General features: G+C 69.9%; 23 protein-coding genes. 6 read left to right on the plus strand and 17 right to left on the minus strand.

Features of this window, described 5'->3' with window-relative positions; translation table 11 throughout:
• Positions 1–11: 11 nt before the first annotated feature.
• Both LOZ83_RS14245 and LOZ83_RS14250 read left to right on the plus strand, forming a co-directional pair.
• The gene (locus tag LOZ83_RS14245) at positions 12–1,079 is read left to right on the plus strand and encodes a cupin domain-containing protein (protein WP_236791027.1); all 1,068 of its coding nucleotides are present in this window, start codon (positions 12–14) and stop codon (positions 1,077–1,079) included.
• A complete protein-coding gene (locus LOZ83_RS14250) occupies positions 1,076–2,035 on the plus strand; it encodes an AAA family ATPase (RefSeq protein WP_236791028.1) in 960 nt (319 codons plus the stop codon). Before LOZ83_RS14245 ends, LOZ83_RS14250 begins: the two co-directional genes overlap by 4 nt.
• On the opposite strand, the gene LOZ83_RS14255 is transcribed toward LOZ83_RS14250, so the two are convergent.
• The 9 genes from LOZ83_RS14255 to LOZ83_RS14295 form a co-directional block, all read right to left on the minus strand.
• On the minus strand, positions 1,972–3,228 hold the full coding sequence (locus LOZ83_RS14255) for an MFS transporter (protein ID WP_236791030.1): 1,257 nt from the start codon (positions 3,226–3,228) through the stop codon (positions 1,972–1,974). The two genes, LOZ83_RS14250 and LOZ83_RS14255, sit on opposite strands and share 64 nt — an antisense overlap.
• A gap of 1 nt (position 3,229) precedes the next feature.
• On the minus strand, positions 3,230–4,354 hold the full coding sequence (locus LOZ83_RS14260; RefSeq protein WP_236791032.1) for an ABC transporter ATP-binding protein: 1,125 nt from the start codon (positions 4,352–4,354) through the stop codon (positions 3,230–3,232).
• A 14-nt stretch (positions 4,355–4,368) separates the two neighbouring features.
• Positions 4,369–6,126 (minus strand): iron ABC transporter permease, encoded by a 1,758-nt coding sequence (locus tag LOZ83_RS14265; protein ID WP_236791033.1) that lies wholly within the window; start codon positions 6,124–6,126, stop codon positions 4,369–4,371.
• Positions 6,127–6,137: 11 nt separating this feature from the next.
• On the minus strand, positions 6,138–7,265 hold the full coding sequence (locus tag LOZ83_RS14270; RefSeq protein WP_236791035.1) for an ABC transporter substrate-binding protein: 1,128 nt from the start codon (positions 7,263–7,265) through the stop codon (positions 6,138–6,140).
• A 25-nt stretch (positions 7,266–7,290) separates the two neighbouring features.
• On the minus strand, positions 7,291–8,397 hold the full coding sequence (locus LOZ83_RS14275; RefSeq protein ID WP_236791037.1) for an ABC transporter substrate-binding protein: 1,107 nt from the start codon (positions 8,395–8,397) through the stop codon (positions 7,291–7,293).
• Positions 8,398–8,507: 110 nt separating this feature from the next.
• The gene (locus LOZ83_RS14280; RefSeq protein ID WP_236791038.1) at positions 8,508–9,128 is read right to left on the minus strand and encodes a cupin domain-containing protein; all 621 of its coding nucleotides are present in this window, start codon (positions 9,126–9,128) and stop codon (positions 8,508–8,510) included.
• Positions 9,129–9,204: 76 nt separating this feature from the next.
• Positions 9,205–10,041, minus strand: coding sequence for an NAD(P)-dependent oxidoreductase (locus tag LOZ83_RS14285; protein ID WP_236791039.1), 837 nt, complete (start codon positions 10,039–10,041; stop codon positions 9,205–9,207).
• 69 nt (positions 10,042–10,110) lie between these two features.
• Entirely contained in the window at positions 10,111–10,815 is a 705-nt protein-coding gene (locus tag LOZ83_RS14290; RefSeq protein WP_236791040.1) for a class II aldolase/adducin family protein, read from the minus strand.
• 5 nt (positions 10,816–10,820) lie between these two features.
• Positions 10,821–11,810 carry an ABC transporter substrate-binding protein gene (locus LOZ83_RS14295; RefSeq protein ID WP_236791041.1) on the minus strand — a complete coding sequence of 330 codons (990 nt, stop codon included), beginning with the start codon at positions 11,808–11,810 and terminating at the stop codon, positions 10,821–10,823.
• 71 nt (positions 11,811–11,881) lie between these two features.
• Between LOZ83_RS14295 and LOZ83_RS14300 the strand changes: the two genes are divergently transcribed.
• Positions 11,882–12,463, plus strand: a complete 582-nt coding sequence (locus LOZ83_RS14300; protein ID WP_236791042.1) for a PadR family transcriptional regulator — start codon at positions 11,882–11,884, stop codon at positions 12,461–12,463.
• A gap of 56 nt (positions 12,464–12,519) precedes the next feature.
• Here the strand turns inward: LOZ83_RS14300 and LOZ83_RS14305 are convergent, their stop codons facing one another.
• The 6 genes from LOZ83_RS14305 to LOZ83_RS14330 form a co-directional block, all read right to left on the minus strand.
• Complete coding sequence (locus LOZ83_RS14305; protein ID WP_236791046.1) at positions 12,520–14,151, minus strand: VWA domain-containing protein; 1,632 nt, start codon at positions 14,149–14,151, stop codon at positions 12,520–12,522.
• Positions 14,148–15,296 (minus strand): hypothetical protein, encoded by a 1,149-nt coding sequence (locus LOZ83_RS14310; RefSeq protein WP_236791047.1) that lies wholly within the window; start codon positions 15,294–15,296, stop codon positions 14,148–14,150. The genes LOZ83_RS14305 and LOZ83_RS14310 overlap by 4 nt, the downstream gene beginning before the upstream one ends.
• A complete protein-coding gene (locus LOZ83_RS14315) occupies positions 15,293–16,099 on the minus strand; it encodes a hypothetical protein (protein ID WP_236791048.1) in 807 nt (268 codons plus the stop codon). The genes LOZ83_RS14310 and LOZ83_RS14315 overlap by 4 nt, the downstream gene beginning before the upstream one ends.
• Before the next feature lie 79 nt (positions 16,100–16,178).
• A complete protein-coding gene (locus tag LOZ83_RS14320) occupies positions 16,179–17,282 on the minus strand; it encodes a serine/threonine-protein kinase (protein WP_236791050.1) in 1,104 nt (367 codons plus the stop codon).
• 98 nt (positions 17,283–17,380) lie between these two features.
• Positions 17,381–17,851, minus strand: coding sequence for a hypothetical protein (locus LOZ83_RS14325; RefSeq protein ID WP_236791051.1), 471 nt, complete (start codon positions 17,849–17,851; stop codon positions 17,381–17,383).
• A gap of 2 nt (positions 17,852–17,853) precedes the next feature.
• Positions 17,854–18,483 (minus strand): hypothetical protein, encoded by a 630-nt coding sequence (locus tag LOZ83_RS14330; protein ID WP_236791052.1) that lies wholly within the window; start codon positions 18,481–18,483, stop codon positions 17,854–17,856.
• Between the two features lie 61 nt (positions 18,484–18,544).
• Between LOZ83_RS14330 and LOZ83_RS14335 the strand changes: the two genes are divergently transcribed.
• Both LOZ83_RS14335 and LOZ83_RS14340 read left to right on the plus strand, forming a co-directional pair.
• Complete coding sequence (locus LOZ83_RS14335; protein ID WP_236791053.1) at positions 18,545–19,174, plus strand: hypothetical protein; 630 nt, start codon at positions 18,545–18,547, stop codon at positions 19,172–19,174.
• Between the two features lie 5 nt (positions 19,175–19,179).
• Positions 19,180–19,857 carry a YoaK family protein gene (locus tag LOZ83_RS14340; protein WP_236791054.1) on the plus strand — a complete coding sequence of 226 codons (678 nt, stop codon included), beginning with the start codon at positions 19,180–19,182 and terminating at the stop codon, positions 19,855–19,857.
• A gap of 5 nt (positions 19,858–19,862) precedes the next feature.
• Here LOZ83_RS14340 and LOZ83_RS14345 read toward each other — a convergent pair whose 3' ends face one another.
• Both LOZ83_RS14345 and LOZ83_RS14350 read right to left on the minus strand, forming a co-directional pair.
• Positions 19,863–20,195 carry a plasmid stabilization protein gene (locus tag LOZ83_RS14345; protein ID WP_236791055.1) on the minus strand — a complete coding sequence of 111 codons (333 nt, stop codon included), beginning with the start codon at positions 20,193–20,195 and terminating at the stop codon, positions 19,863–19,865.
• Positions 20,196–20,259: 64 nt separating this feature from the next.
• A complete protein-coding gene (locus tag LOZ83_RS14350) occupies positions 20,260–20,607 on the minus strand; it encodes an anti-sigma factor antagonist (protein WP_236791056.1) in 348 nt (115 codons plus the stop codon).
• Positions 20,608–20,827: 220 nt separating this feature from the next.
• Between LOZ83_RS14350 and LOZ83_RS40405 the strand changes: the two genes are divergently transcribed.
• Positions 20,828–21,859 carry a GAF and ANTAR domain-containing protein gene (locus LOZ83_RS40405; protein ID WP_236791057.1) on the plus strand — a complete coding sequence of 344 codons (1,032 nt, stop codon included), beginning with the start codon at positions 20,828–20,830 and terminating at the stop codon, positions 21,857–21,859.

Genomic DNA, 21,859 nt, shown 5'->3' on the forward strand with positions numbered 1-21,859 from the left:
AGGGAAACCGCATGGCGACCCACACCACCACAGCCGTTTCCCATTACCACGTCCAGAAAAAGCGGCGAGCGCAGTTCCTCGAAGACTGGCGGCGGTACCGGCAGACCGTTGTGCACGGCACCGACGTGCCGTTGCTGCCGACCGCGCGTGGCCTCCGCACGGGCGTGTTCGCGGGTGCGGACGGCGACCGGCCGACCCGGTCGATGGACGCGCTGGTGCACGAACTCGACCAGGGTGTCACCAGCACGCTGCACCGGCATTCCTGGGACGCGATGCTGTTCGCCGTCGCGGGCCGGGGCTGGACGGAGATCGACGGGCAGCGGATCGACTGGGGCCCGGGCGACTCGCTGCACGTGCCGGCGTGGGCCTGGCACCGCAGTGGCAACGAAAACGGCGTCACCGCGCGGTATCTGAGCTTCTCCAGCCAGCCGATGCTGGAAACGATGGGCATGGCGATCCTCGAAGACGCCGGGCACACGCCCGTCGCGGAGCTACCGGGGCGTCCCGGGTACTCCCCCGGTGTCGACGGCGACGACCCGTACGCGCGGCGTTTGCGCCGGCTGGCACGGGATCAGGACGCCCGGCGGTCCGGCCGGCTGCACACCAGCTGGGACGACCTGGAACTGGTCAACACCCCGCGCGGGACCCGCACCACGTTCCTGCTCGACCGCGCGATCGGCTACCAGGCCTCCGGGATCACGATGGCGATGTTCGAGATCGCGCCCGGCCGCGGGCAGTCGATGCACCGCCACCCCGGCGAGGCGTGGCTGTACGTCGTGGAAGGCAAGGGGCACAGCTATCTCGGCCCCGAGCCCGAGGGCGGCGAGACGTACCCGTGGCAGAAGGGCGACATCATCGTCGTCGACCATTTCCTGTGGCACCAGCACATCAACGACGATCCGGAGCACACGGCGAAGGTCGTCCGGATCCACATGTTCGACTCGCTGCTGGAGACCATGCGGGTGCTGTGCGATCCCCTCGTGCTGTTCGAGGAGCCGCCGGAGCACATCCGCGACGCGCAGGCCGGTGATCCGTCCACAGTGGACTGGCCGGCGATGACCCGGCCGACCTGGCCGTGACACCACGGTTGCCGCCCGGTGTCGCGGGCCTGCACGCCCTGCCGGCCGATCACCACGAGGGTCCGTGGGACTCGGTGTTCGTGCCCGGTGACCTGAAGGACCGCATCCTGCGGCACTGTGTGCTCGTGCTGCGGCACGGCCGGCGGCTCGCGCAGCTGGCCGGGCCGCCGCACGGGCTCGTCCTGCTGTCCGGGCCGCCCGGCACCGGGAAGACCACGCTGGCGCAGGGGCTCGCGCAGAAGGCCGCGCTGGGGGTGTCCGACGTGGGCGCGACGACGTTCGTCGAACTGGATCCGCACGCTTTTCCGAGCGACCTGCTCGGGGAGAGCCAGCGGGCGGTGGCGACGCTGTTCCACGAGACGCTGCCGGAGCTGGCCGCGCGGCGGCCGCACCTGATCGTGCTGGTGGACGAGGTCGAGTCCTTCGCGGTGCGGCGTGGTTCGGCGTCGTTCGACACGAACCCGGTGGACGTGCACCGGGCGACGGACGCCGTACTGGCCGGGGTGGACGCGCTGCGCGAGTCCTGCCCGCGCACGATCGTGGTGACCACGACGAATTTCCCGTCGGCGGTCGACGACGCGTTCGTGTCGCGGGCGGATGTGATCGCGCATCTGGACCTGCCCGACGACCGGACGGTGCGGCGGATCGTGGAACACTCACTGGCGGAGATCGTGGCGGTATGGCCGGAGGCCGCGGCGACGGCGGAGGACACGGCGTCTCTCACGGACGCCGCGAGGCTGCTGCGCGGCCTCGACGGCCGCCGGATCCGCAAGGCGGTGCTCGGCGCACTCGTCGTCCGCGACGAGGTAGCGGCGGACCCGGGCCGCTTGACCGGTGCGGACCTCGTCGCCGCCGCCCGGATCGCCGCGGCTTCCTTGGCAGGCAACGGCTTTCACGCCGCGGCGGCCCTGTCCTCGTCCGGCTCCTCGTCCGCATCCGGGTCGGTCAAGCTGTAGTTCCGCACGGTCGGCCCGGCCACCCAGCTCACCAGCGACGCCGCGACCGGCACGAGGCCGCCGATCGTCAGGGCGGCCACCGGGCCGAGCGCGCTCGCCGCGGCGCCGATTACCGTGTCGCCCAAGGCCGGGCCGCCGCGCGAGGCCATCTGGTAGATCGCCGACACCCGGCCGCGCAGGCCATCCGGGGTCTCGACCTGGACCGCGGCGTGGCGGACCGTCGTCGCCAGCGCGTCGGCCACGCCCAGCAACGCGGCCAGCACCAGCGCCGGGCCGAACGAAGTCATGTGCACGAAACCGACGATCACCAGGCCGTAGATCGCGGTCGAGACCAGCGCGATGACCCCCGAACGCCGCGACCGCACCAGCTTGAACACCAGCGCCGAACCCAGCAGAGCCCCTGCCGACGGCGCCGCGGACATCAAGCCGTACCCCGTCGCCCCTGCGTGCAGCACATCCAACGTCAACGCAGGCAACAGAACCCGGTACGCGCCGAAGATCGTCGCGCTCAGGTCGAGCGCCATCAGCTGCCAGATGAGCGGTCGCCGCACCACATAAGCCGTGCCCTCACGCAGGCTTTCCCACACGCCCGCATGCGGTTTGTCGGGAATCAGCGGCGGCGTCCTGATCATCATCAGGGTCCCGACGAGCGCGGCGTAGGTGACCGCGTCGAACACGTACACCGAGCCCGCGCCCCACGCCGCGATGAACACGCCCGCCAGCGCGGGACCGACCAGCACCGCCAGCTCCCGCGACGGGTTCAGCAGCGCGAACGCGTCGACCAGCCGGTCCTTCGGCACCAGCGCGGGGATCAGCGCCTGCCGCGCGGGCTGGTCGAACGTCGCGGCGGCGGTCGCCAGCAGCGCGGACACGACGACCATCCACGCCGTCGCGATCCCGGCGATCGTCACCGCGGCCAGCGCGGCCGACACCACGAGCGCGATCCCCTGCGTCCACTGCAGCAGCCGCCGCCGGTCCATCCGGTCGGCGACCACCCCGCCGAGCGGGGACAGCACGACCAGCGCCACCACCTGCGCCAGACCGACGAGACCCACCTGCGCGGTCGACCCGGTCAGCACATAGACCTGGAACAGGTTCGCCGCGACCGCGCCACGGGTGCCGATCTGGCTGAGGATCACCCCCGCCCAGTAGAGGTCGAAATCCTTGTTGCGCAATACCTCGGGCAGCCGCACGTCAGCTGACCGGGACCAGGGTGACCTTGCCCGGGTCGACCGAGAGGCGCACGCGCGTGCCGGGCTCGATGGACAGCGTCGGGTTCGACCGGGTCCTGATCTCCAGCTTCCCGACGCCGATGACGTGGTCGATCGCGTCGCCGAGGAACGCCCTGGTGAGCACCTGGCCCGACCACTCGTTGACCCCGCCGCGCCCGGCACCGGTCTCCAGGTCGATGCACTCCGGCCGGATCGACAGCAGCACGTCCGTGCCGACCGCCGGCCGGGTTTCGGCGCCACGACACACGATCCGCCCTTCGACGGTGTCGACCGTGACCTCGCCGCCGGCACCGGCGGCCACGATCCCGTTGACGAAGTTGGAGGTGCCGATGAACTCGGCGACGAACTTGCTCGCCGGGCTGGTGTAGATCGCCCTCGGCTTGCCGACCTGCTCGATGTTCCCCTTGTTCATCACCGCGATCCGGCTGGACATCACCAGCGCCTCGGACTGGTCGTGGGTGACGTACACGGCGGTCAGCCCCAGCTCGCGCTGCAGGCGTTTGAGCTCGAACCGCATGTTCTCCCGCAACTTGGCGTCCAAATTGGACAGTGGCTCGTCGAGCAACATCAGATCCGGCTGGATCACCAGCGCCCTCGCCAGGGCGAGCCGCTGCTGCTGGCCACCGGAGAGCTTCGTGGCGGGCCGCGAGGCGTAGTCCGACAGCTCGGTCACCTCCAGCACCCGCTCGACCCGCTCGCTGATCTCGCGCCGCCGCGGCCGCCGCCCGCGGGGCAGCACGTCCAGCGGGAACGACACGTTCTTGAACACGCTCATATGCGGCCAGATCGCGTAGGACTGGAACACCATGCCCAGTTCCCGCCGGTTCGCCGGCACGTTGACCTTCGCGCCCGCGTCGAACAGCACCCGCTCGCCCAGCGTGATCCGGCCGCTGTCCGGGTGCTCCAGCCCCGCGATCGAGCGCAGCGTGGTGGTCTTCCCACAGCCGGACGGCCCGAGCAGGGTGAACATCTCGCCCTCGCCGACGTCGAAGTTCGCGCCGGCGACCGCGTGCACGCGCCCGTCCTTGCCACCGCGCCGCGGCGACGCCGCGCCGTAGCTCTTCACGAGGTTTTCCACGACCAACATGTCGGGTCCCTTCACTACCTGGCGGAGTCGGATTGCAGCCCGACCCGCGCGCCGAGCCGTTGGGCGACGAAGACGAGCACGACGAGGATCGTCACCATGCACACGCCGAGCGCGGCGAGCGTGGTGAACTGGCCGTTCTCGAACTGCTCCCAGATCAGCACCGACAGCACCTCGGTGCCCGGGCTGTAGAGCAGGATCGTGCTGGAGAGCTCCCGGAACGACACCACGAGGATGTAGACCCAGCCCGCCAGGATGCCGCTGGAGGCCAGCGGCACGAGCACCCGCCGGAAGGTCTGCAGCCACGACGCGCCGAACACCGTCGCCGACTCCTCCAGCTCCTTCGACATCTGCGTCATCGCCGACGACGCGTACCGCATGCCGTAGGGCAGATACCGGGTGCAGTAGGAGATCAGCAGGATCAGCAGCGTGCCGTAGATCGGCACCGGCAGCCGCAGGTACACAAAGGACAGTGCGAGTCCCAGCACCAGCCCGGGAATCACGATCGGTGTGAACGCGAGCAGGTCCAGCGCGCGGCGGCCGGGCAGCCGGGTGCGCACCACCACCCAGGACACCACGGCGGCGAGCAGCATCACGATGGTCGCCGCGCCGATGCCGAGGATGAACGAGTTCTTCAGCGCCGTGCTCGCGAGCGGCATGTCCAGCACGGCCCGGTAGTTGTCCAGGGTCATCGTCTTGATCGTCTGCGCCGATGGCGCGGCGTAGAACTTCAGCAGCGACGCGTAGACGAGCACCCCGACCGGCAGGATCACCGTCACCGCGAAGTACAGGAGCACGCCCCCGCCGACCCAGCCGCGCGCCCGGCCGAGCCGGATCGGCTGCGGGCGGAACGCCTTGCCGCTCACGGTTTGAAACCCGCGGGCGTTGCGCTGCAGGTAACCCGCCAGCAGCACACCGGCCGCCGCGATGACGAGCAGGCCGATCGCGAGCGCACCGGCCGCGCCGTAGTCGATCGGGTAGGCCCGCAGTACGAAGTAGATCCGGCTGGTGAACACGTAGATGCCGTTCTGCAGGCCGAGCAGGCCCGGTACCTCGAAACTTTCCAGCGACTGCACGAACATCAGCAGCGCGGCGGAGATCAGCGCGGGGCGCAGCAGCGGGAGCGTGACCCGGCGCAGGATCGCGAGCCGGGAGGCGCCCGACATCGCCGCCGACTCCTCCAGCGACGGGTCCATCGCCCGGAACGCGGCCACCATCAACAGGAACGCGACCGGGGCCAGATGCAGGCCCTGCACCCAGATCATCCCGGGCACACTGAACACGTTCATCGGGCTGGCCCCGAACACCGGCCGGAACAGCAAGGTGTTGACCAGCCCGATGTCCGGGTCACCGAGGAAGATCCACGCCGCCGCGTACAGGATGCCCGGCACGATCAGCGGCACCATGGACGCGGCGAACAGCAGGCCCTTGAACGGGACGTCGGTGCGCACCTGGACGTAGGCCAGCGCGGTGCCGGTCACGAGTGCCAGCACCGCCGACCCGAACGCGAACTCCAGCGAGTTCAGCATCATCTCGCCGGACTGCGAGGTGCCGCCGTAGGCCCGGGCGAACGCGTTGAACGTGACGCCGGCGCTGCCGGTGAACGTGTCGTGCAGCAGGTAGTACAGCGGCACGATGGCGAGATACCCGACGATCACGATCGCCGCGCCGGTGATCAGGATCTGCGGGGTGAGCAGCCCGCGGGCCCGGGCGGCCAGCCGGCCGAGCGCGCCGGGCGACGCCGGCGCCGGAGCGGGCGGGGCGGTGACGGCCATTCGCGTGCCTCCTAGTTCGCCGGCGCGACGCCGCGCAGCTGCTCGTCGTACTTCTTCTGCCAGGTCGAGCTGTCCTTGGTCAGCGTGTCCACATCGAACGGCACGAGGTTGATGCCCTGGAAACTCCGGTCACCCGGCACCGTGGTGGACGGGGTCAGGTGCAGGTCCACCATCACCTGCTGCCCTTCGGACAGCAGCCAGTCGTAGAACAGCCAGGCCGCCGCGGGATGCTGCGCGGCCTTGAACATGCCGACGCCCTGCGGCCGAGCGAAGGCCGGCAGCGGGTTCGTGCCGTCGGGCAGCCGGTAGGCGACGGGCGCGCCGTCCTGCTTGGCCCGCTCGGTGATGTAGGTGTAGTTCATCCCGTCCAGCGGGGTCTGGCCGGCGCCGAGCAGCTGCATCATCGTGGTGTGACCCTTGCCCGCCTTGGCATTGCCGACGATCCGCCGCCAGAGGCTGTCCACCTCCTGCTGCGTCTTGCCGTGCTCGAGCCAGTATTTGGTGAGGTTCTCGTACCAGTCGCTGTCGGACACTTCGAGCGTGACCTTGCCCTTGTACTTGGGGTCGGCCAGGTCCTCCCAGCTGCGTGGCTCGTCGCCGGGCTTGATCAGGTTGGTGTTCCAGGCGGGCAGGAAGAGGTTGAACCGGTCGGCCGTCCAATGCGGAAACTTCCCGGTGGACTGGACCTTGTCGAGCGCCGCCCCGGTGTAGTCGGCCAGGCGATCGGCCTGGGAAAGCGCGGCCATTTCGAGGAAGTCCGTTTCGACGACGTCGGCGCCAAGGCGGTTCGCCTGCGCTTCCTGGGTCGCGCGCTGCAGCACGGTCTCGGAGTTCGCGCGGAACACCTGAACCTTGATGCCGAACTCGTCCTGGAACTTCTTGCTGACCGCGTCGGAGACATCCTGCGTCATCGACGTGTAGATCGACAGCGAGCCCTCGGTTTTCGCCAGTTCCAGGGCTTTGGCCCGCTGCTGGTTCTTGGGCAGCCCGGCGAGCTGGGCGTAGACCTGGTCGGCGGCCGAGCTGCCGCCACCGGCCGCGGCGAGGTTTCCGGTGTCGCCGGCGCCACCGCTGCACGCGGTGGCCAGCAGCGCCACGGCGGCCGCGCCCGCGAGCAGTCCGAGCGGTTGAGTCCTCATTGACCGTTCCCTTCGATTGGGGCCGTCATTTGGCCTGAGGCGCGCCACGCAGGAGATCGTCGTAGTTCTTGGTCCAGGTGCCGGACGCTTGGATGACCGACTGCGGCACCTGGTAGACCGCGGTTCCGCCGGCGACGGGGTTCACGAAACCGGGCACCTGCTTCGCCGCGGGGATGCGGTGGGACTTCGCGATCACCTGCTGCCCGGGGCCGAGCACCCAGTCCGCCCACAGCATCGCCGCGGCCGGGTGGCGTGGCTGCGCCATCAGCCCGAGCCCGTTGGGCCGCAGGATCACCGGGTCCGCGCCGGGCTGCCAGGCGACCGGCGCGCCCTTGGCCGCCGCGTTGTCGACCGTGTGGCTGTACACCGACGCGGCCACCGCGAACTGCCCGGCGGAGAGCAGCTCGCCCTGCACGGTGTGTCCCTTGGTCACCTTGGCGTTCGCCACGACCTGCTGGAACACCCGGTCGACCTCGGCCGCGGGCTGATGCTTCACGTCGGTGAGGTAGGTGTGCATCGCCGCGTACCAGTCCCAGTCGCCGACTTCGAGCGCCACCTTGCCTTTCCACTGTGGATCGGCGAGATCCGTGAAGGTCTTCGGCGCCTGACCGGCCGGCACGAGCGAGGTGTTCCAGCCGACGACGAACGCGTTGAACCGCTCCGCCTGCCAGTTGTCGAAGATCGCGTCCGGCCGCAGATTCTGTTTCTCGGGACCGTTGTAGGCGGTGAGCACGTTCTGCGAGCTCAGCACGTCCAGCTCGGAATCGTTGGTGTCGACGATGTCGTTGCCGACCTTGCGGGCACTCGACTCCTGCAGTACGCGCTGCAGCACCGTTTCCGAGTTCGCGCGAAACGCGTTGACCTTGACGCCGGGGTACGCGGCCTGGAACCCGTCGACGAGATCCTGGATGTCGGTGTTGGAGGTGTAGACGTCGACCTCGCCGCCCTCGGACTTCGCGTCGGCCAGCAGCCGGGCGGTGCGGTCGGGGCCGCTGAGGTTCGCGTAGGCGGCGTAGGCGTCGGAATGAGCGCCCTGCCCCGCTGAAACCGGGCCGTCGGCCGCTCCCGAAGAGCAGGCGGCGAGCACGAAAATGGTGGCCAGCAACGGAACGAACTGGGGAACGCGCGTCATCGAGCTCTCCCTGGGAGTGGCGGGGACCGCCGGACTACCGCGCCCGGCAGGGAATGCCGCGGGGAAGCGGGGACGCACTTCCCCGCGGCAGGTCAATTCGGGGCGAGAGATCAGGCCTTGCCCGGGTCGGTCAGCGGTTCGACGATCGTGCTCGCGCCGTGATCGCCGCCGTGCACGGTTCCGTTGGCGATCGCGGACTCCAGCAGCGGCCGCGCCTCCTCGGGGGACAGCTGCACGCCGTGCCGCTCGATGTTGTGCAGCCGCATGGTGCGCAGCAGCCCGGTGTCCTGGATCGCGAGATACCGCGAGGTGTCCGACTCGTCGAGGTTGAAATGCTGGTGCCAGGCCCAGCGCGGCGGGGCGAACAGGGTGCCCTCGGACCACTCGACGGCCTCGATGGGTTCGTCGTCGTAATTGATCAGCGAGTAGCCGTGGCCCTTGACGATGTAGAGATAGGCCTCGGTGGTGTGCCGGTGGCGTACCGAAGCACTGCCCGGCTTGAGCTCGGCAAGGTGCGCGTTGAGCACCTCGTAGTCGGCGAGATCGAACCACTGCCCGCGGTTGTTGCGCCATTTCCGCTCCGGCAGGTCCATCTTGCGCAGATCGTGGGGCACCACAAGGCCTTTGATCGGCGGGTGCTGGCGATTGAACTCGTCGCGGGCGGCGATCTCCGACGCGTCCCGGTTGCGCTTCTCACTGGAGAGCACACCCCGCTGGTATTCGTCTCGCACGACTGCATCCCTTCGTGATGACGCTGTGTGTGACAGCACACAGCGTAGGTCTGACGGTCTGACCTTATACCTTTTGTTACATGACCGTGACGTCCGCTTCCGCCCGCAACAGTTCGGCCAGTGCGGCGACCGTGATCCCGGGCATCCGGGTCCGGCACAGCCGCGCGACGGGCACGTCCCGGCCGGCTTCCCGGGCCAGCTCATCGACGGTGTCGAGATCCTTCGCCCACCAGGTCAGCCGCATCCGTTCGAGCTCGCGGAGGGTGCGGCTGTCCACCGGCCCGTCGGTCAGCGCGGCCCGGACCGCGGGTACCGACAGGCCGTGCCGCCGGGCGAGATCGAGCGCCTCCTCGATCGCGCAGATCTGCGCCCAGTGCACGAGATTGTTGACACTCTTGGCGATCTGGCCCGCGCCGAGCGGACCGAGGTGGTGAATCGTCGCGCACCACGGTTCGAGTACGGGCCGGACCTCGCCGAGCACGTCCTCGCCGCCGCCGACGAGCAGGTTGACCGTGCCCAGTTCCGCGGCACGCACTCCCCCGGTCAGCGCGGCATCGAGCACGGTCCCCGGCGCGAGCCGTGTCTCGATTTCGCGCATCGTCGCGGGATGCACGGAACTGCACACGACGACGGTGCCGCGCTTTCCGGCGCCGATCTCGTCCAGGCACACGGCCCGCACATCCGCGTCGGTCGGCACGATCACGAGCACGACGCTCGCGCTCGCGGCGACTTCGGCGGCGCCGGCGGCGACCACGCAGCCCGCGCTCTCGGCCACCCGGCACCGTCCGGCGTCGAGATCGTGAACGGTGACCGTGAACCCCGCGCGGGCGAGATGACCGGCGATCGGCAGGCCCATCGCACCCAGGCCGATGACACCCACCGTCTCCGGGGATTCCTGACCATCGCCCACCACGATCACTCCTCGTCGACGCGATCTTCGGTGTCCTGATGGTATTACCATTAGTCCTCGAAGGGAAGGACTTTATTCCTCCGGCAGCTCGGCGAGCAGCGCGCGCCACTGGGTATCGGTGTTGAAGGCCGAGCCCAGATCAGGCAGTTCCACCTGGTCTTCATCGGAAACCGCCGCGACATCGGCGCCGACCTGATGCAGCTGAATCGTCACGCGGGCCAGCTTCTCCAGCGCGAGCGTGCGCAGCACGGCTTCCTCCACCGTCGCACCGGTGACGGTCAGCCCGTGGCCGCGCAGCAGGCATACCGGCCGGTCACCCATCGAGGCGAGCATCTCCTGCGCGAGGTCGCGCCGCCGGATCAGCACCGCGCGCGGATAGACCGGCACCCCACCGGCCGCGAGCCGCATGCCGGGGATGTCGTACGCGCCGTAGACCGGGCGCAACGGCAGCTCCGCGAGGCCGCACACCAGCAGCGCCGGCGGATGCGCGTGCACCACCGCGCCGACGTCGGGCCGCGCGCGCAGCACCTCGGTGTGGATCGGGAGTTCGTTGGGCACCCGCCACTCCCCCAGCTCCGCGCCCTGCCCGTCGAGGCCGACCATCCGGATGTCCTCGGCCGTCGTATGGCTCAGGCCCCGCTCCCGCGGGCCACGGGTGCGCACGAGCAGCTCCGACTCGCTTGTCCGGACGCTGACGTGGCCGAGGATCCCTTCCACCACACCGTGTGCGGCGAGGATCCGGCACGCATCTGACACCGTCTGCTTGAGACTGTCCATTGTGGTCACAGCTTGAACCCGTCCGCTGCGGAAGCCAGCACGATTTCTTCCGGCGACCAGACCCGCGACGCCAGGCCCTGGTTGTGGGAGTACTGCGCGAATTTCTCCAGCACGTGGCGGTTGGGTTCGAGCCCGTAGTCCCAGTAGCCCTCGCCGAGTGCGTCCAGCGTCTCGTCCAGATGCTGCGGCAGCCACGGTAGCATCACCTTCAACGCGTTGCGGTGCTTGAGATCCTCGTACGCCAGTCGCAGCGACTCGGTGAACGCCTTCACCAATGAGCGCGCGATCCACGGATCCCGCTCGTACACCGCGCGGCGGATCACGACGGTGTGCATGATCGGGAAGATCTTCGTCCGCCGGTAGTAGTCCTTCTCCACGGCCACGAAATCCTCGAACAACCGGCGCACGTGCGGCACCCGGCCGAACACCGACGGCTCGGTCGCGCTGTAGATCGCGTCCAGTTCACCGTCCGCGAGCATCGCCGACAACGTCTGGTCCGGGCCGATCGGCGTGACGCTGATCGAGTCCGGCAGGTTCAGCGCGATCTTCTCCGGCCGCCCGGGTTCCTCGATGCCGCCGGTGAAGTACCGCACGGAAGCCACCGGCACCGAGTGGTCCTCGGCGAGGATCCCGCGCTGCCACACGCAAGCCGTCAGCTGGTACTCCGGCATCCCGACCCGCTTTCCGGCGAGGTCCTCCGCCCGCCGGATCCCGCTATCGGTGTTGATGTAGATCGACTGGTGCCGGAACAGCCGCGAGGGGAACACGGGCAGCGCCACGAATTCCCGGTCGTCCCGGTCCAGGGTCAGCAGGTACGACGACAGGCTCATCTCGCTGACGTCGAACTCCCGGTACCGCAGTTGCCGGTAGAAGGTCTCTTCGACGGGCAGTGACAGGAAGGTGAGGTCGATCCCCTCGGGCCGGACGCGCCCGTCCTGCAGCGCGCGAACCCGGTCGTAGTTCCAGCAGGCGAAGGAAAGCCGAAGACGGTTCACGGCGGCCGAAGCTAGCCGCGTGCCGACAGCTATGTCAACATTTACGTAAGTACATACATATTGGAGGCACGGTGTCGTTGCGTCACGCCCTGCTCGCGTTGCTCGACGCGGGCCCGATGACCGGATACGAGCTGGCGAAACAGTTCGACCAGTCGGCCGACCGGGTCTGGCACGCCTCGCATCCGCAGATCTACACCGAGCTTCGCCGGCTCGAAGCCGACGACCTGGTCGTCGCCGACGAGCAGCCGCGCGGCACCAAGGCGGTCAAGCGCGCGTACCGGTTGACCGGCGACGGCGGCCGGGAGCTGCGCCGCTGGGTGTCGGAGGTCGAACCGCCGTCGCGGGTACGGGACGCCGCCTACCTCAAGGCGACGTACTTCGAGTACGCCGAACCGGAGACCGTGCGGCGGCACTTCGAACAGCACCGGGCACACCACGAAGACCAGGTCCGGCGCTGGGAGCGGCATATCGCGCAGTTGCGGGGTCACGAGACCGAGCTGATGCGACGCCGCCTCGACCACGCGCCGGAAGGCGACCACGAAGCCATCGTCGCGTACAAGGTGCACGTCTACGAAGGCCTCGCCGCCCGGGCCCGCACGGAGATCGCCTGGGCGGACCGTGGTCTGGACCTGCTCGGCAAGCTGACCGGCTGACCCGGGTCGGGTCCTGGCTGCGAAGGTGAACAGTCGCGCTGCGCCGCTGGGCCAGCCTACTGGTAGCCGCGGATCTGGCAGAAAGCCGTTGCCAGATCACCATTACGCGCGTCCCACACCTGCCCGCCGGTCACGGTCGCGATGGTCTGCATCTCCTGCGCGGCCGCTTCGCCGAAGATGATCGGGAAGACCCGCACCGGCGACGAAGCCCCGCGCGCGGCGACGAAAGCCTGGAAGTCGGCGAGCGTGCGGCCCCGGTTGTTCTCGCCGTCGGTCATCAGCACGATGCTCAGGAAGTGGTCCTGGTCGGTCGCACCGGCGAGCAGATCGTAGGACTTGACCAGGCTGTCGTAGACCGCCGTGTCGCCGGCCGCCCGCAGTCCCTGCACCGCGCCACGGATCGCGTCGCGCGCCGGTTGCGGGTTCTGCTCGTCGACGGTGAAGGACTTCGGCTGGCCCGGCGTGCTGCTGAACGGCAGCAGCTCCACCTCCTCGCGGCCGCGGAACCGGCAGTACTGCCCCGAAAGCGACGTGTTCACCCCGGTCAGGTCCGTCAGCGCCTGCTGCAGCGAGGCCAGCCTCGGCCCGGCCATCGAGCCGGACACGTCGAGCACGTAGACGGTGCGGGCCGGGCGGCGGATCCGGTCGAAGAACGTGTTCAGCAGCGCGTCGATCGCGATCCTGGTGTCCGGGAACGGGATTTCGACCAGCCCGGACGGCGCCTCCGGCGGTGACGGGACACCGGGGATGGCCGGCCGCCGTGCGGTCTTGTCCACAATGGACTTCTGCACGTCCGGTGTGCGCAGGTAGTCCGCGAGCCGCTGCTGCGCCGCCCGCGCCGTGTCGTTCGCGGCGGCCAGCAGGGTCAGCGGATAGTCCGCGCTCACCACGCCGTCGCGCGGGTACACGAGCACGAGCGGCTCGCTCGTCTTGTGCGCCCGGTTGATCTCCAGCAGGGACGACTCGTAGTTGATCAGCCCGTCCAGCGGCGGGCCGGGATCGGTGCCCTTGTCCCGGCGCAGGAACGCGTCGGTGAGCCAGTCCGACGAGCCCGCGGTCAGCCGCTGCCCGGCGAAGAAGTCCTTGAGCGCGGGGGAAACCCGGTCGATCGCGGCGCTGTCGAGTGCCCGGCCCGAACCGTCCAAAGCGGATGCCACCGCGACCAGCGCGGAGAAGCCCGTGTTCGACACCGAGGGATCGGTCATCGCGAACGTGAACTGCCCGTTCCGCGCGGCCGCCTGGATATCGGACCAGGTGACCGGATTGTGATCCCAGCCAAGGCGTTTCGCGACCGACTCCCGCACGCCGATGACCACCGGCGAGCCCATGATCCGCGCCGACCCGGCCAGCCGCTGCTTCGCCTCCGGGATGGTTTCCATGTACCGCAGGGAAGAGAACCAGACGGCGTCGTACTTTCCGTCCGCCTGACCGTTCGCGACGGTCTGCGCGCCGTCGAGACTGCCGGTGTAGGTCAGCTGCACGGTAACCCCGGTCGCCTTCGCCGCCTCGTCGAGGATCGGCTGCATGTCGGCGAGTTCGCTGCCCGCGAGCACCCGTAACGTCGTCGGCGGGCCGGGCTGGATCCGCGATGGGGTCGGCTGCGGGTTGTCACCGCCGCCGCTGGTGCATCCGGCCAGCGCCAGCACGATCGCCAGCGCGACGATGCCGAACCGTCTGAGCCGGCTCATTTCGCGCACCGCCGCGCGTTCTCCGGGGTCGGTTCCAGCGCGTCGAGCATGGTCTCCAAGGCCTCGAACGACGGCGGCTCGACCACGTCGAGCGGCGGCTTGCGGGTGCTCACCGTGTCCGTGGTCGGGTGTTCGGGGCGGAAGCCGTGCTCGGCGGCGAGCCGCACCAGCTCCGGGTCGTCGCGCAGCGCCTCCCCCACCCGGCGGCCCGCGTCGGTCAGCGGGATGAGCGTGTGTCGCGAGTAGACAGTCGGCCGGGGGAACAGCAGCACGCTGTCCGGCGGCAGCGCCGGCTGTTGCCCCGGCGCGTGGGTGATGTACTGCGCCTCGTAGATGAGCGCCATCGGAATCCGTCCCATACCGTCGACGAGGTAGGAGTTGAACAGCACCTGGCTGGTCTCCGGCTTGGTGCCCTGGTCGAACACCAGCCGGCACAGGTCCGGCAGCACCGCCTGGACCTGTTCGGGTGTCGTCACCACCGCGTCGTGGTTGGACACCTGCGAGGCGATCGAGAGGTACATGATCGCCGAGTTGGAGTCCTGCGGGTCCGTTGTGGACAGCAGCACGGTCTTGCGCACCGGGTACTCGGTGTTGCCCGGCAACTGGTTCCACGTCACGCCCTTGCGGGCGGCGTCGAGCAGCGCGGCGATGTCGAGCACCTGGCTGCCGTCGGCCGCGGTCTGGATCATGCCGGCCCGGGTGAGCACGTCGACGATCGGCTTGAACGTGGCGACCGCCATCGGCGAGGAGAACAGCGGAATCCGGTCGGGGACGTGCAGATCGCTGGAGATCTTGTCCGCGGTCGCGGTGCTCGACGGGAACGCGAAATCGTATCCGTTGCCCGGGCGCCGCAACGCGTCGAGCATCTCCCGCGAGCCGCGCGAGTCGGTGCTGACGGTCAGGCCCGCACACGCCAGGCGTTGCACGACCCGCGGATCGGCGAAGTACTGCTCCTTCTCCGAGCCGATGATCCCGCGCGCGGTCACCATCGGCTCGCCAGTCTCGCACGCGGCGGCGGAACCCGGCGAGCCCCAGTTGTGGCCGACGATCACATAGGTGGCGACGAAGATGGCGACGACGCCGATGACCAGCAGCACCACCCGGGCGAGTGGCCACCGGCGGCGCTGTTGCTGTGGCGGGATCACGAGTCCGCACCCTCCACTGTGGACTGAAGCAGCCGCAGGTCCGGTGGCACGAGTGTGGCGGAGTCGAGCAGGGCTCGCATCAGGTTCCCCTTGATGGCCTCGGGTGCGGCGGTGTCGGTGGTGAGGCCGGCGATGCCGAGCCCGGTCAGCTTGTGCCGGATCCCGTCGACCACGTTCTCGGCCTTCCGTTCGGTCCAGCCCCGCTGGCCGGGAACCTCGTTGAGCACCCGGCTGGTTTCCTTCCAGGACAACGGATGCGCGTTGTCCGCGCGGGCGAGAACGTACCGGAGGAGCGCGACGAGCACCAGCCGCTCGCGGTCGGTGACGGGCAGCCCGAGCTCGCGCGTGCCGGTCTCGGGCCGCACCGGGCCGCCCGGCCGCTGGCCCGCGCTGACCAGGACCTCGACCACGTGCAGGTGGGTGCCCTGGATGTAGAGCGGGGTGTAGCCCGGCGGCAGCGTCGCTTCGTGTTGCTGGAGCACGGCGACCACGTCCGGGATCCGGATCGGCAGCCGGCCGCCGTTGCGCAGCAGCCAGCTGACCCCGGCGCCTTCCCGCACGCAACGCACCGTGGCGTGCTCGCGGCTGACGTACCAGTCGAGCGAGCCGACGGTGACGTGCACGTCCGGCGAGTTGCGGCCCAGCACCAGCGACCGGCCTTCGACGGGGGCGGCGGCGTAGCCCCCGGACTCCCCCAGTACGAACAGCGTCCCGGCGGGCGCGGGCGCGCCGTCGAACAGCGGCTCCTGCCGCAGCAGGCTGGGGGTCAGCGGGTCGAGCGGATACATTCCCTGTGTCGTCATGGCTGGGTGAACCCGGTCTCCTTCAGGCGCGAATGACATCAGGTCGAGGCTAGGCAGCGCGGGGCGGGAACCCTCCCGGTCAGCTGCCCCGGGTCGGGGCACCGGGGGCTGGTGGGTCGGGGTCCCGCGGGCCGCGCACGCCCGCCGCGACCGCTCCGCCGGCCAGCCCGAGCAGCGGCGCCATCCAGCCCAGCATCGCGGCGTCGACCAGTCCGGCCGCCCACAACACGACCGCGGCCACGACCCCCGCGGCGGCGGTCCCGGCGATTCCCCCGCGAGGCCACCGCGACCCGACCGGCGGAGGAGGCGGAGGAGGGGGTGGCGGTGGAGGCGGCGGTGGGACGGGCGGGGTCAGGCCCATCGCGGCGTCGAGCGCCGCCCGGGCCTCCGCACCCATTTCGCCCGCGGTCTGGTAGCGCTCGTCGGGATCCTTCAGCAGGCCCTTGGCGACCACCTCCCGCAGGCCCGGCAGTACGCTGTCCGGTAGCGGTTTCGGGTCGTCGCACAGTTGCGCGGACAGCACCGCCATCTCCTCGCCGGTGAACGGTTTCGTGCCGGACAGGCACTCGTACAGCACGATCGCCAGCGAGTAGACGTCGGCGCGGTGGTCGGCGCTCTGCTTGCTGTCGAGCCGTTCCGGCGCGATGTAGGCGGGGGTGCCGACGAGGCTGCCGACCCGGGTCACCGGCGGCGCCCCGGTGACGTCGATCGGTTGCGCGATACCCCAGTCGAACAGCCACGCGTGATCGGTGCGGGCGCCGGGTTCGAGCATGATGTTGGAGGGCTTGACATCCCGGTGCCGCAGCCCCCGCCGGTGGGCCGCGTCCAAAGCGGACGCGACCTGTTCGATGATGTTCACCGTTCGTTCAGGTGACAGTTTTCCGTCGTTCATTATTACGGTGGCCAAATCGGTGCCGTTCACATAAGGCATCGCGATATACGGCGGTTCGTCGATCGACCATTCGTAAACCGGCAGCACGTGCGGATGATGAATTTCTCCCGCTATCGTGCATTCCCGGCGGAAACGCTCGGCCAGCTCCGGATCCGCCAGCGCCTGGGTGGTCAGCAGTTTCAGCGCGACCCGCCGGTGCCGCCCCCGGCTGTCTTCGGCCAGCCACACCTCGCCCATGCCGCCCCGGCCGATCAGCCTGATCAGGATGTATGGACCGATTCGGTTGGTCACCAATCACCTCGAGCGCAGCCAGGCCGTCGTTTCAACTGACGAAATGGTACGTCGGGGGTCCCGCAGGTGAGGACGGTACTCCTTTCTTCGGGCCACTTTCACCGGCATCCGGCGTCGCGCAACGCCGATTCGAGATCCGGTGCCTTCGCCGGCAGGTCCCCGGGACCGACGTGTTTCGCGCGGAACGCGTCGTCGTAGGCGGCGTCGTAGTTCGCCGCGATCCGGCGGTAGTTCTGTTGGTACGCCTGCACCTGCGACACCCGCTGGGAGCGCGCCGAGGGGTCGGGCTCGGCGGCGACCGCGGCTTCGGCAGAGCACACATTGCCCGCCGTGGCGCGCAGCGCCTCGTAGTTGGTGTAGGCGTCGTGGTACTGGGCCTTGACGTTCTCCGGCGACACCACGTCGGTCGCGGCCTTGAACCAGCCGAGCGCGAGCCCGAGCACGGTCACCAGCACCGCGACCGCCACGACACAGCCCGCGATGGTGGCGGCCCAGCGTGCGCTGAGCCCCCACCACGGCCGATTCTCCCGGGAAAATGGGCGCAGGGCCCGGGTTTCGTCGCTGTCCATGGTCAGTGGCCTCCCGTGGCCTGTTCGAGGATGCGCGCGGCCTCGCCCGGATTTCCGGCCTGCAGCGCCGTTCGCGCCTTCGCCGACGCGTCGGAGAGCGGCTGGTCGGTGCGCAGCACGAGTTCGGTCTGCTGGCTCTGGTAGACGGTCGGCTCGGTGGTGCAGACCGTCTGGAGATCGGTGAAGTCGACGTACACCCCGGCCGGCGTGAACCCGTACCGGTAGGGCACCGACGAGCCGTACATCCCGTCAGGGCCGGGGATCTCGGGTGAGTAGACGGAGTCGGTCGCACCGCTGCGCGCCGTCGTGGTCGCGTACGGGCGCTTGTCGCTGGAGGTCAGCTTGCCCCGGATCGGCACCGTCACCGGCCGCGCGTTCGGGTTCGTCGGATAGGCGGTGCACCAGAGGATCGTCGCCGGGTCGTCGGCGACCTTCTGCCGGTCGTTGTAGTTTTGGAACTCGACGTTGTTGTGCTGGACATACACCTGTGACTGCATCCGCTCGTTGTTGTCCTGCGCCTGTTTGCTGGCTTCGGACTCCTGCGGGACGTCGCAGGCGGTCGCGAGGAGCACCACCGCGAGCGAGCCACAGAGCCACATCGGACGGATCCGCTTGGCGTGGGTTCTGGTCACGACCTCACGCTAGGCAGTGCGGCCCGGGAACCCTCCCGGATCGGTGTGCTAAACCGGATGCGTGAACTGGGGCCAGTACGTGGACTCCTACTGTGAGCGGATGGGGCCGGGCCTGTGGGCCGAGCCCCTCAACGCGGTCACCAACCTCGCGTTCCTCGCCGCCGCGGTCGCCGTGTGGTGGCAGGCCGGCCGCCGCCCGTGGGCACGCTGGCTCGCCGTGCTGCTGGGCCTGATCTTCGTGGCCAGTTCGGCGTTCCACACGCTCGCGACGCGCTGGGCCGGGGCGGCGGACACCGGCGCGATCCTGGTGTTCGTGCTGTACTACGTGGTCGTGTTCACCCATGTGTTCTTCGGTGTGCGCTGGGGCCGGGCGTGGCTGGCGGCGCCGGTGTTCCTGGTGTTCACGGTGGCGGTGACGGCGGCGTTCGCGGGGTTTTCGGGAGCGAGCTACCTACCGCCGTTGATCGGCCTGTTCGGCCTCGCCGCCGTACTCGCGGCGACGCACCGGCCGTACGGGGCGCGGTTCGCGGTGGCGGGTGTCCTTTTCGGACTTTCGCTGACCCTGCGCACCGTGGACGAACAGGTGTGCGCGTGGTTTCCCGCGGGCACGCATTTCCTGTGGCATCTGCTCAACGCGTGCGTGCTGTATCTGATCTCTGCCGCCGCGATCCGCCGCGCCCGTAAGGAGTGATCTCGATGGCCGTTCAGTCTCCCCTGGGCACCCGGCTGACGGTGGGCGTGCTGCTGGTCCTGACCGGCGTGACCGGGCTCGTCGACGCCGTCAGCTACCTGCGGCTCAATCACGTCTTCGTGGCCAACATGACCGGGAACGTCGTGTTCCTGGGCTTCAGCGCCAACCCGCACTCCGGCCTGTCCGCGCTCGCGTCCCTCGTGGCGATCGCCGGGTTCGTCCTGGGCGCACTCGCCGGCGGCCGCGCCGCGCACACGTTCGCCGCCCGCCGCCCCGCTTTCTGGCTGGCCAGCGCGTTCACGGTGGAGGCGGTCATCATCGCCCTGGTCGCCGTACTCACCGGCGCCGGCGTGCTGCCCTTCACCGGCGGCGGCAGCTACCTCACGATCGCCGTGCTCGCCGCCGCGCTCGGGCTGCAGAACAGTACCGTCCGCCACCTCGGCGTGGCCGACCTGACCACCACCGTGCTGACGCTCACCCTGACCGGCCTCGCCGCCGACAACGCACTCGCGGGCGGCCCCGGCGCGAAGACGCGGCGTCGGCTCGCCTCCGTCGCCGCGATGCTCGCCGGGGCCGCGGCCGGTGCCGCCCTGCTCGAATGGTCCCCGTCAGCGGTTCTCGGCATCGCGGCGGTGCTCGTGGCCGCCGTCGCGGCGGCCTTCACGACAGGCGCTCGTGGCTGAACGCCTCAGCGGCCGAGCGCCTGCTGCAGCTGCTTCTTCGTCATCTTCGAGCGGCCGGTGATCCCGCGCCGCTTCGCCTCGTTGTACAGCTGGTCCTTGGTCGGCCCGCCCGGCCCCTGCCGGTGGCCGGACCGCTTGCCGCCCCGGTGCTGTGGCGAGACGTCCTGCGTCGAGGTCTTGCTCGCCTGCCGGGACTCGCCGCTCTGCGCCCGGTTCTTGTTCACCACGCGGGCCGCGATCTCCTCGGCGCGTCCCTCGTTCGCGCCACGTTCCCGCTGGCTGTCCCGGACGTGTTCGTACTGCCGTTCCCGTTTGGTGTTCCACGCCTGCTGCGGCATGGTGACCTCCTTTCCGCGACACTACGACCCGTTGGCTACCCGGATCCCGCGCGGGCAAACGGGCCTACGCCAGGGCCTCCCGCACCGTCGGCGCCACCGGCAGCGCCTCGGCCAGGCCTGCCGTGCTGATCGAGCGCAGCACCGCCCGCGACGAACTCACGATCCGCAGCGAGACCCCGCGCTGCTGGCAGGCCTCGCTTTCCCGGAGCAGCACGAGCAAACCCGCCGAGCCGAGAAACTCCACTTCGTCCAGGTCGGCGATCACCGGCGCGGGCGGCACGACGAACTGCCGCGCGGTGCGCAGCTCGTCGGAAAGCTGCCCGGCGGTGGACAGGTCCACATCGCCCGCGACGCGCAGCAGGACGGCGCCCTGGGTTAGTTCGCGGTGAATGCGCAGCAGGTCGCTGGGCAAGGGGGGAACCTCAGGTGAGCAGGTCATGGTGCCCTCCCATGCGACGACGACGCGTCGCTCGTGGGTGGCAGGCTGCTGGCTCAACCTGAGTACCTCCCGAACACTAGCGATTTCACGACGATAAGCAAGCCCCGGGCATCTCGTCACGGAGAACCGGCGTCTGTCCACTGAGGACAATGGACAGGATGATTGGCCGCCATCGACCGGGGTACCCAGAAGTGTGACCGACAACCACACGACCCTGCACCGGGCGCTGGTCCTCCGGCTTTCCGGTGCTCCCGACGAACTGCCGGTGGCCACCGGCGCCCTGCCCGAACTGGTCGTCCTCGACCTGCGCGGGCTGGAACCGCTCACCGCCGCGGCCGCACGCTCCGTGCACGAGTTCGCCCGCGCCCGGACCGGCGAGGGTGTTCGCTGCCATGTCGTGGTGGACCCGACCGGCGCGGGGGCGCAAACCCTGGGCAACGCCGGCGCGCTGCCCCTGTTCGCCGATCTGGAGCGCGCGCTGACCCACGACGGCGAGCCCGCCGACGCCACGGGCCTGCTGGACCAGCTCGAGTCGCTGACCCGCACCCTGCTCGGCGAGACCACGGTCGCCGCGGCCCTCGAGCAGATCGTGAAGGCGGCCGGGATCGTCGTACCCGGCGCCGACCTGATCAGCGTCACCCTGCGGACCCCCGGCGGCGAGTTCACCACCCCGGTCGAGACCGACGAGATCGCCGCCGAGCTCGACCAGTGGCAGTACCGGACCGGCAAGGGACCCTGCGTGGACGCCGCCCTCCCGGACGGCCCGGGCTATGTGCTCAGCGAAGACCTGGCGGCCGAGAAACGCTGGCCGGAGTTCGCCGCGGCCGCCGCCGGGCACGGCTACGGTTCGATCCTGGCCACCGAACTGCTCCAGGCCGCGGGGACCGGCCGGCTTTCGGGCGCGCTCAACATCTACTCCCGCGACGCGCACGGCCTGACCGACACCGACCGGCATGTCGCGCTGCTGCTGGCCACCCACGCCTCACTGGCGCTGGCGCACACCCACACCGCCGAGCTCGCCGATCTGCAGGAGGCGCAGCTGCGCGAGGCGATCAGCACCCGCGACGTCATCGGCCAGGCCAAGGGCATCCTGATGAACCGGCAGGCCATCACCGCCGACGAGGCGTTCGACCTGCTGCGCCGCACCTCGCAGGCGCTCAACCTGAAACTGGTCGACATCGCCCGCACGATCGCCGTCCGGCACGGCGAGCTGGATCCCCCGTGA

This window comes from Amycolatopsis sp. GM8 (assembly GCF_021653975.1).
GTDB lineage: Bacteria > Actinomycetota > Actinomycetes > Mycobacteriales > Pseudonocardiaceae > Amycolatopsis_E.

Coding starts and splice junctions, on each gene's coding strand:
- LOZ83_RS14245 (WP_236791027.1), top strand. CDS start 12: ATGGCGACCCACACCACCACAGCCGTTTCCCATTACCACGTCCAGAAA.
- LOZ83_RS14260 (WP_236791032.1), bottom strand. CDS start 4,354: ATGTTGGTCGTGGAAAACCTCGTGAAGAGCTACGGCGCGGCGTCGCCG.
- LOZ83_RS14265 (WP_236791033.1), bottom strand. CDS start 6,126: ATGGCCGTCACCGCCCCGCCCGCTCCGGCGCCGGCGTCGCCCGGCGCG.
- LOZ83_RS14270 (WP_236791035.1), bottom strand. CDS start 7,265: ATGAGGACTCAACCGCTCGGACTGCTCGCGGGCGCGGCCGCCGTGGCG.
- LOZ83_RS14275 (WP_236791037.1), bottom strand. CDS start 8,397: ATGACGCGCGTTCCCCAGTTCGTTCCGTTGCTGGCCACCATTTTCGTG.
- LOZ83_RS14290 (WP_236791040.1), bottom strand. CDS start 10,815: ATGGACAGTCTCAAGCAGACGGTGTCAGATGCGTGCCGGATCCTCGCC.
- LOZ83_RS14305 (WP_236791046.1), bottom strand. CDS start 14,151: ATGAGCCGGCTCAGACGGTTCGGCATCGTCGCGCTGGCGATCGTGCTG.
- LOZ83_RS14315 (WP_236791048.1), bottom strand. CDS start 16,099: ATGACGACACAGGGAATGTATCCGCTCGACCCGCTGACCCCCAGCCTG.
- LOZ83_RS14325 (WP_236791051.1), bottom strand. CDS start 17,851: ATGGACAGCGACGAAACCCGGGCCCTGCGCCCATTTTCCCGGGAGAAT.
- LOZ83_RS14340 (WP_236791054.1), top strand. CDS start 19,180: ATGGCCGTTCAGTCTCCCCTGGGCACCCGGCTGACGGTGGGCGTGCTG.
- LOZ83_RS14345 (WP_236791055.1), bottom strand. CDS start 20,195: ATGCCGCAGCAGGCGTGGAACACCAAACGGGAACGGCAGTACGAACAC.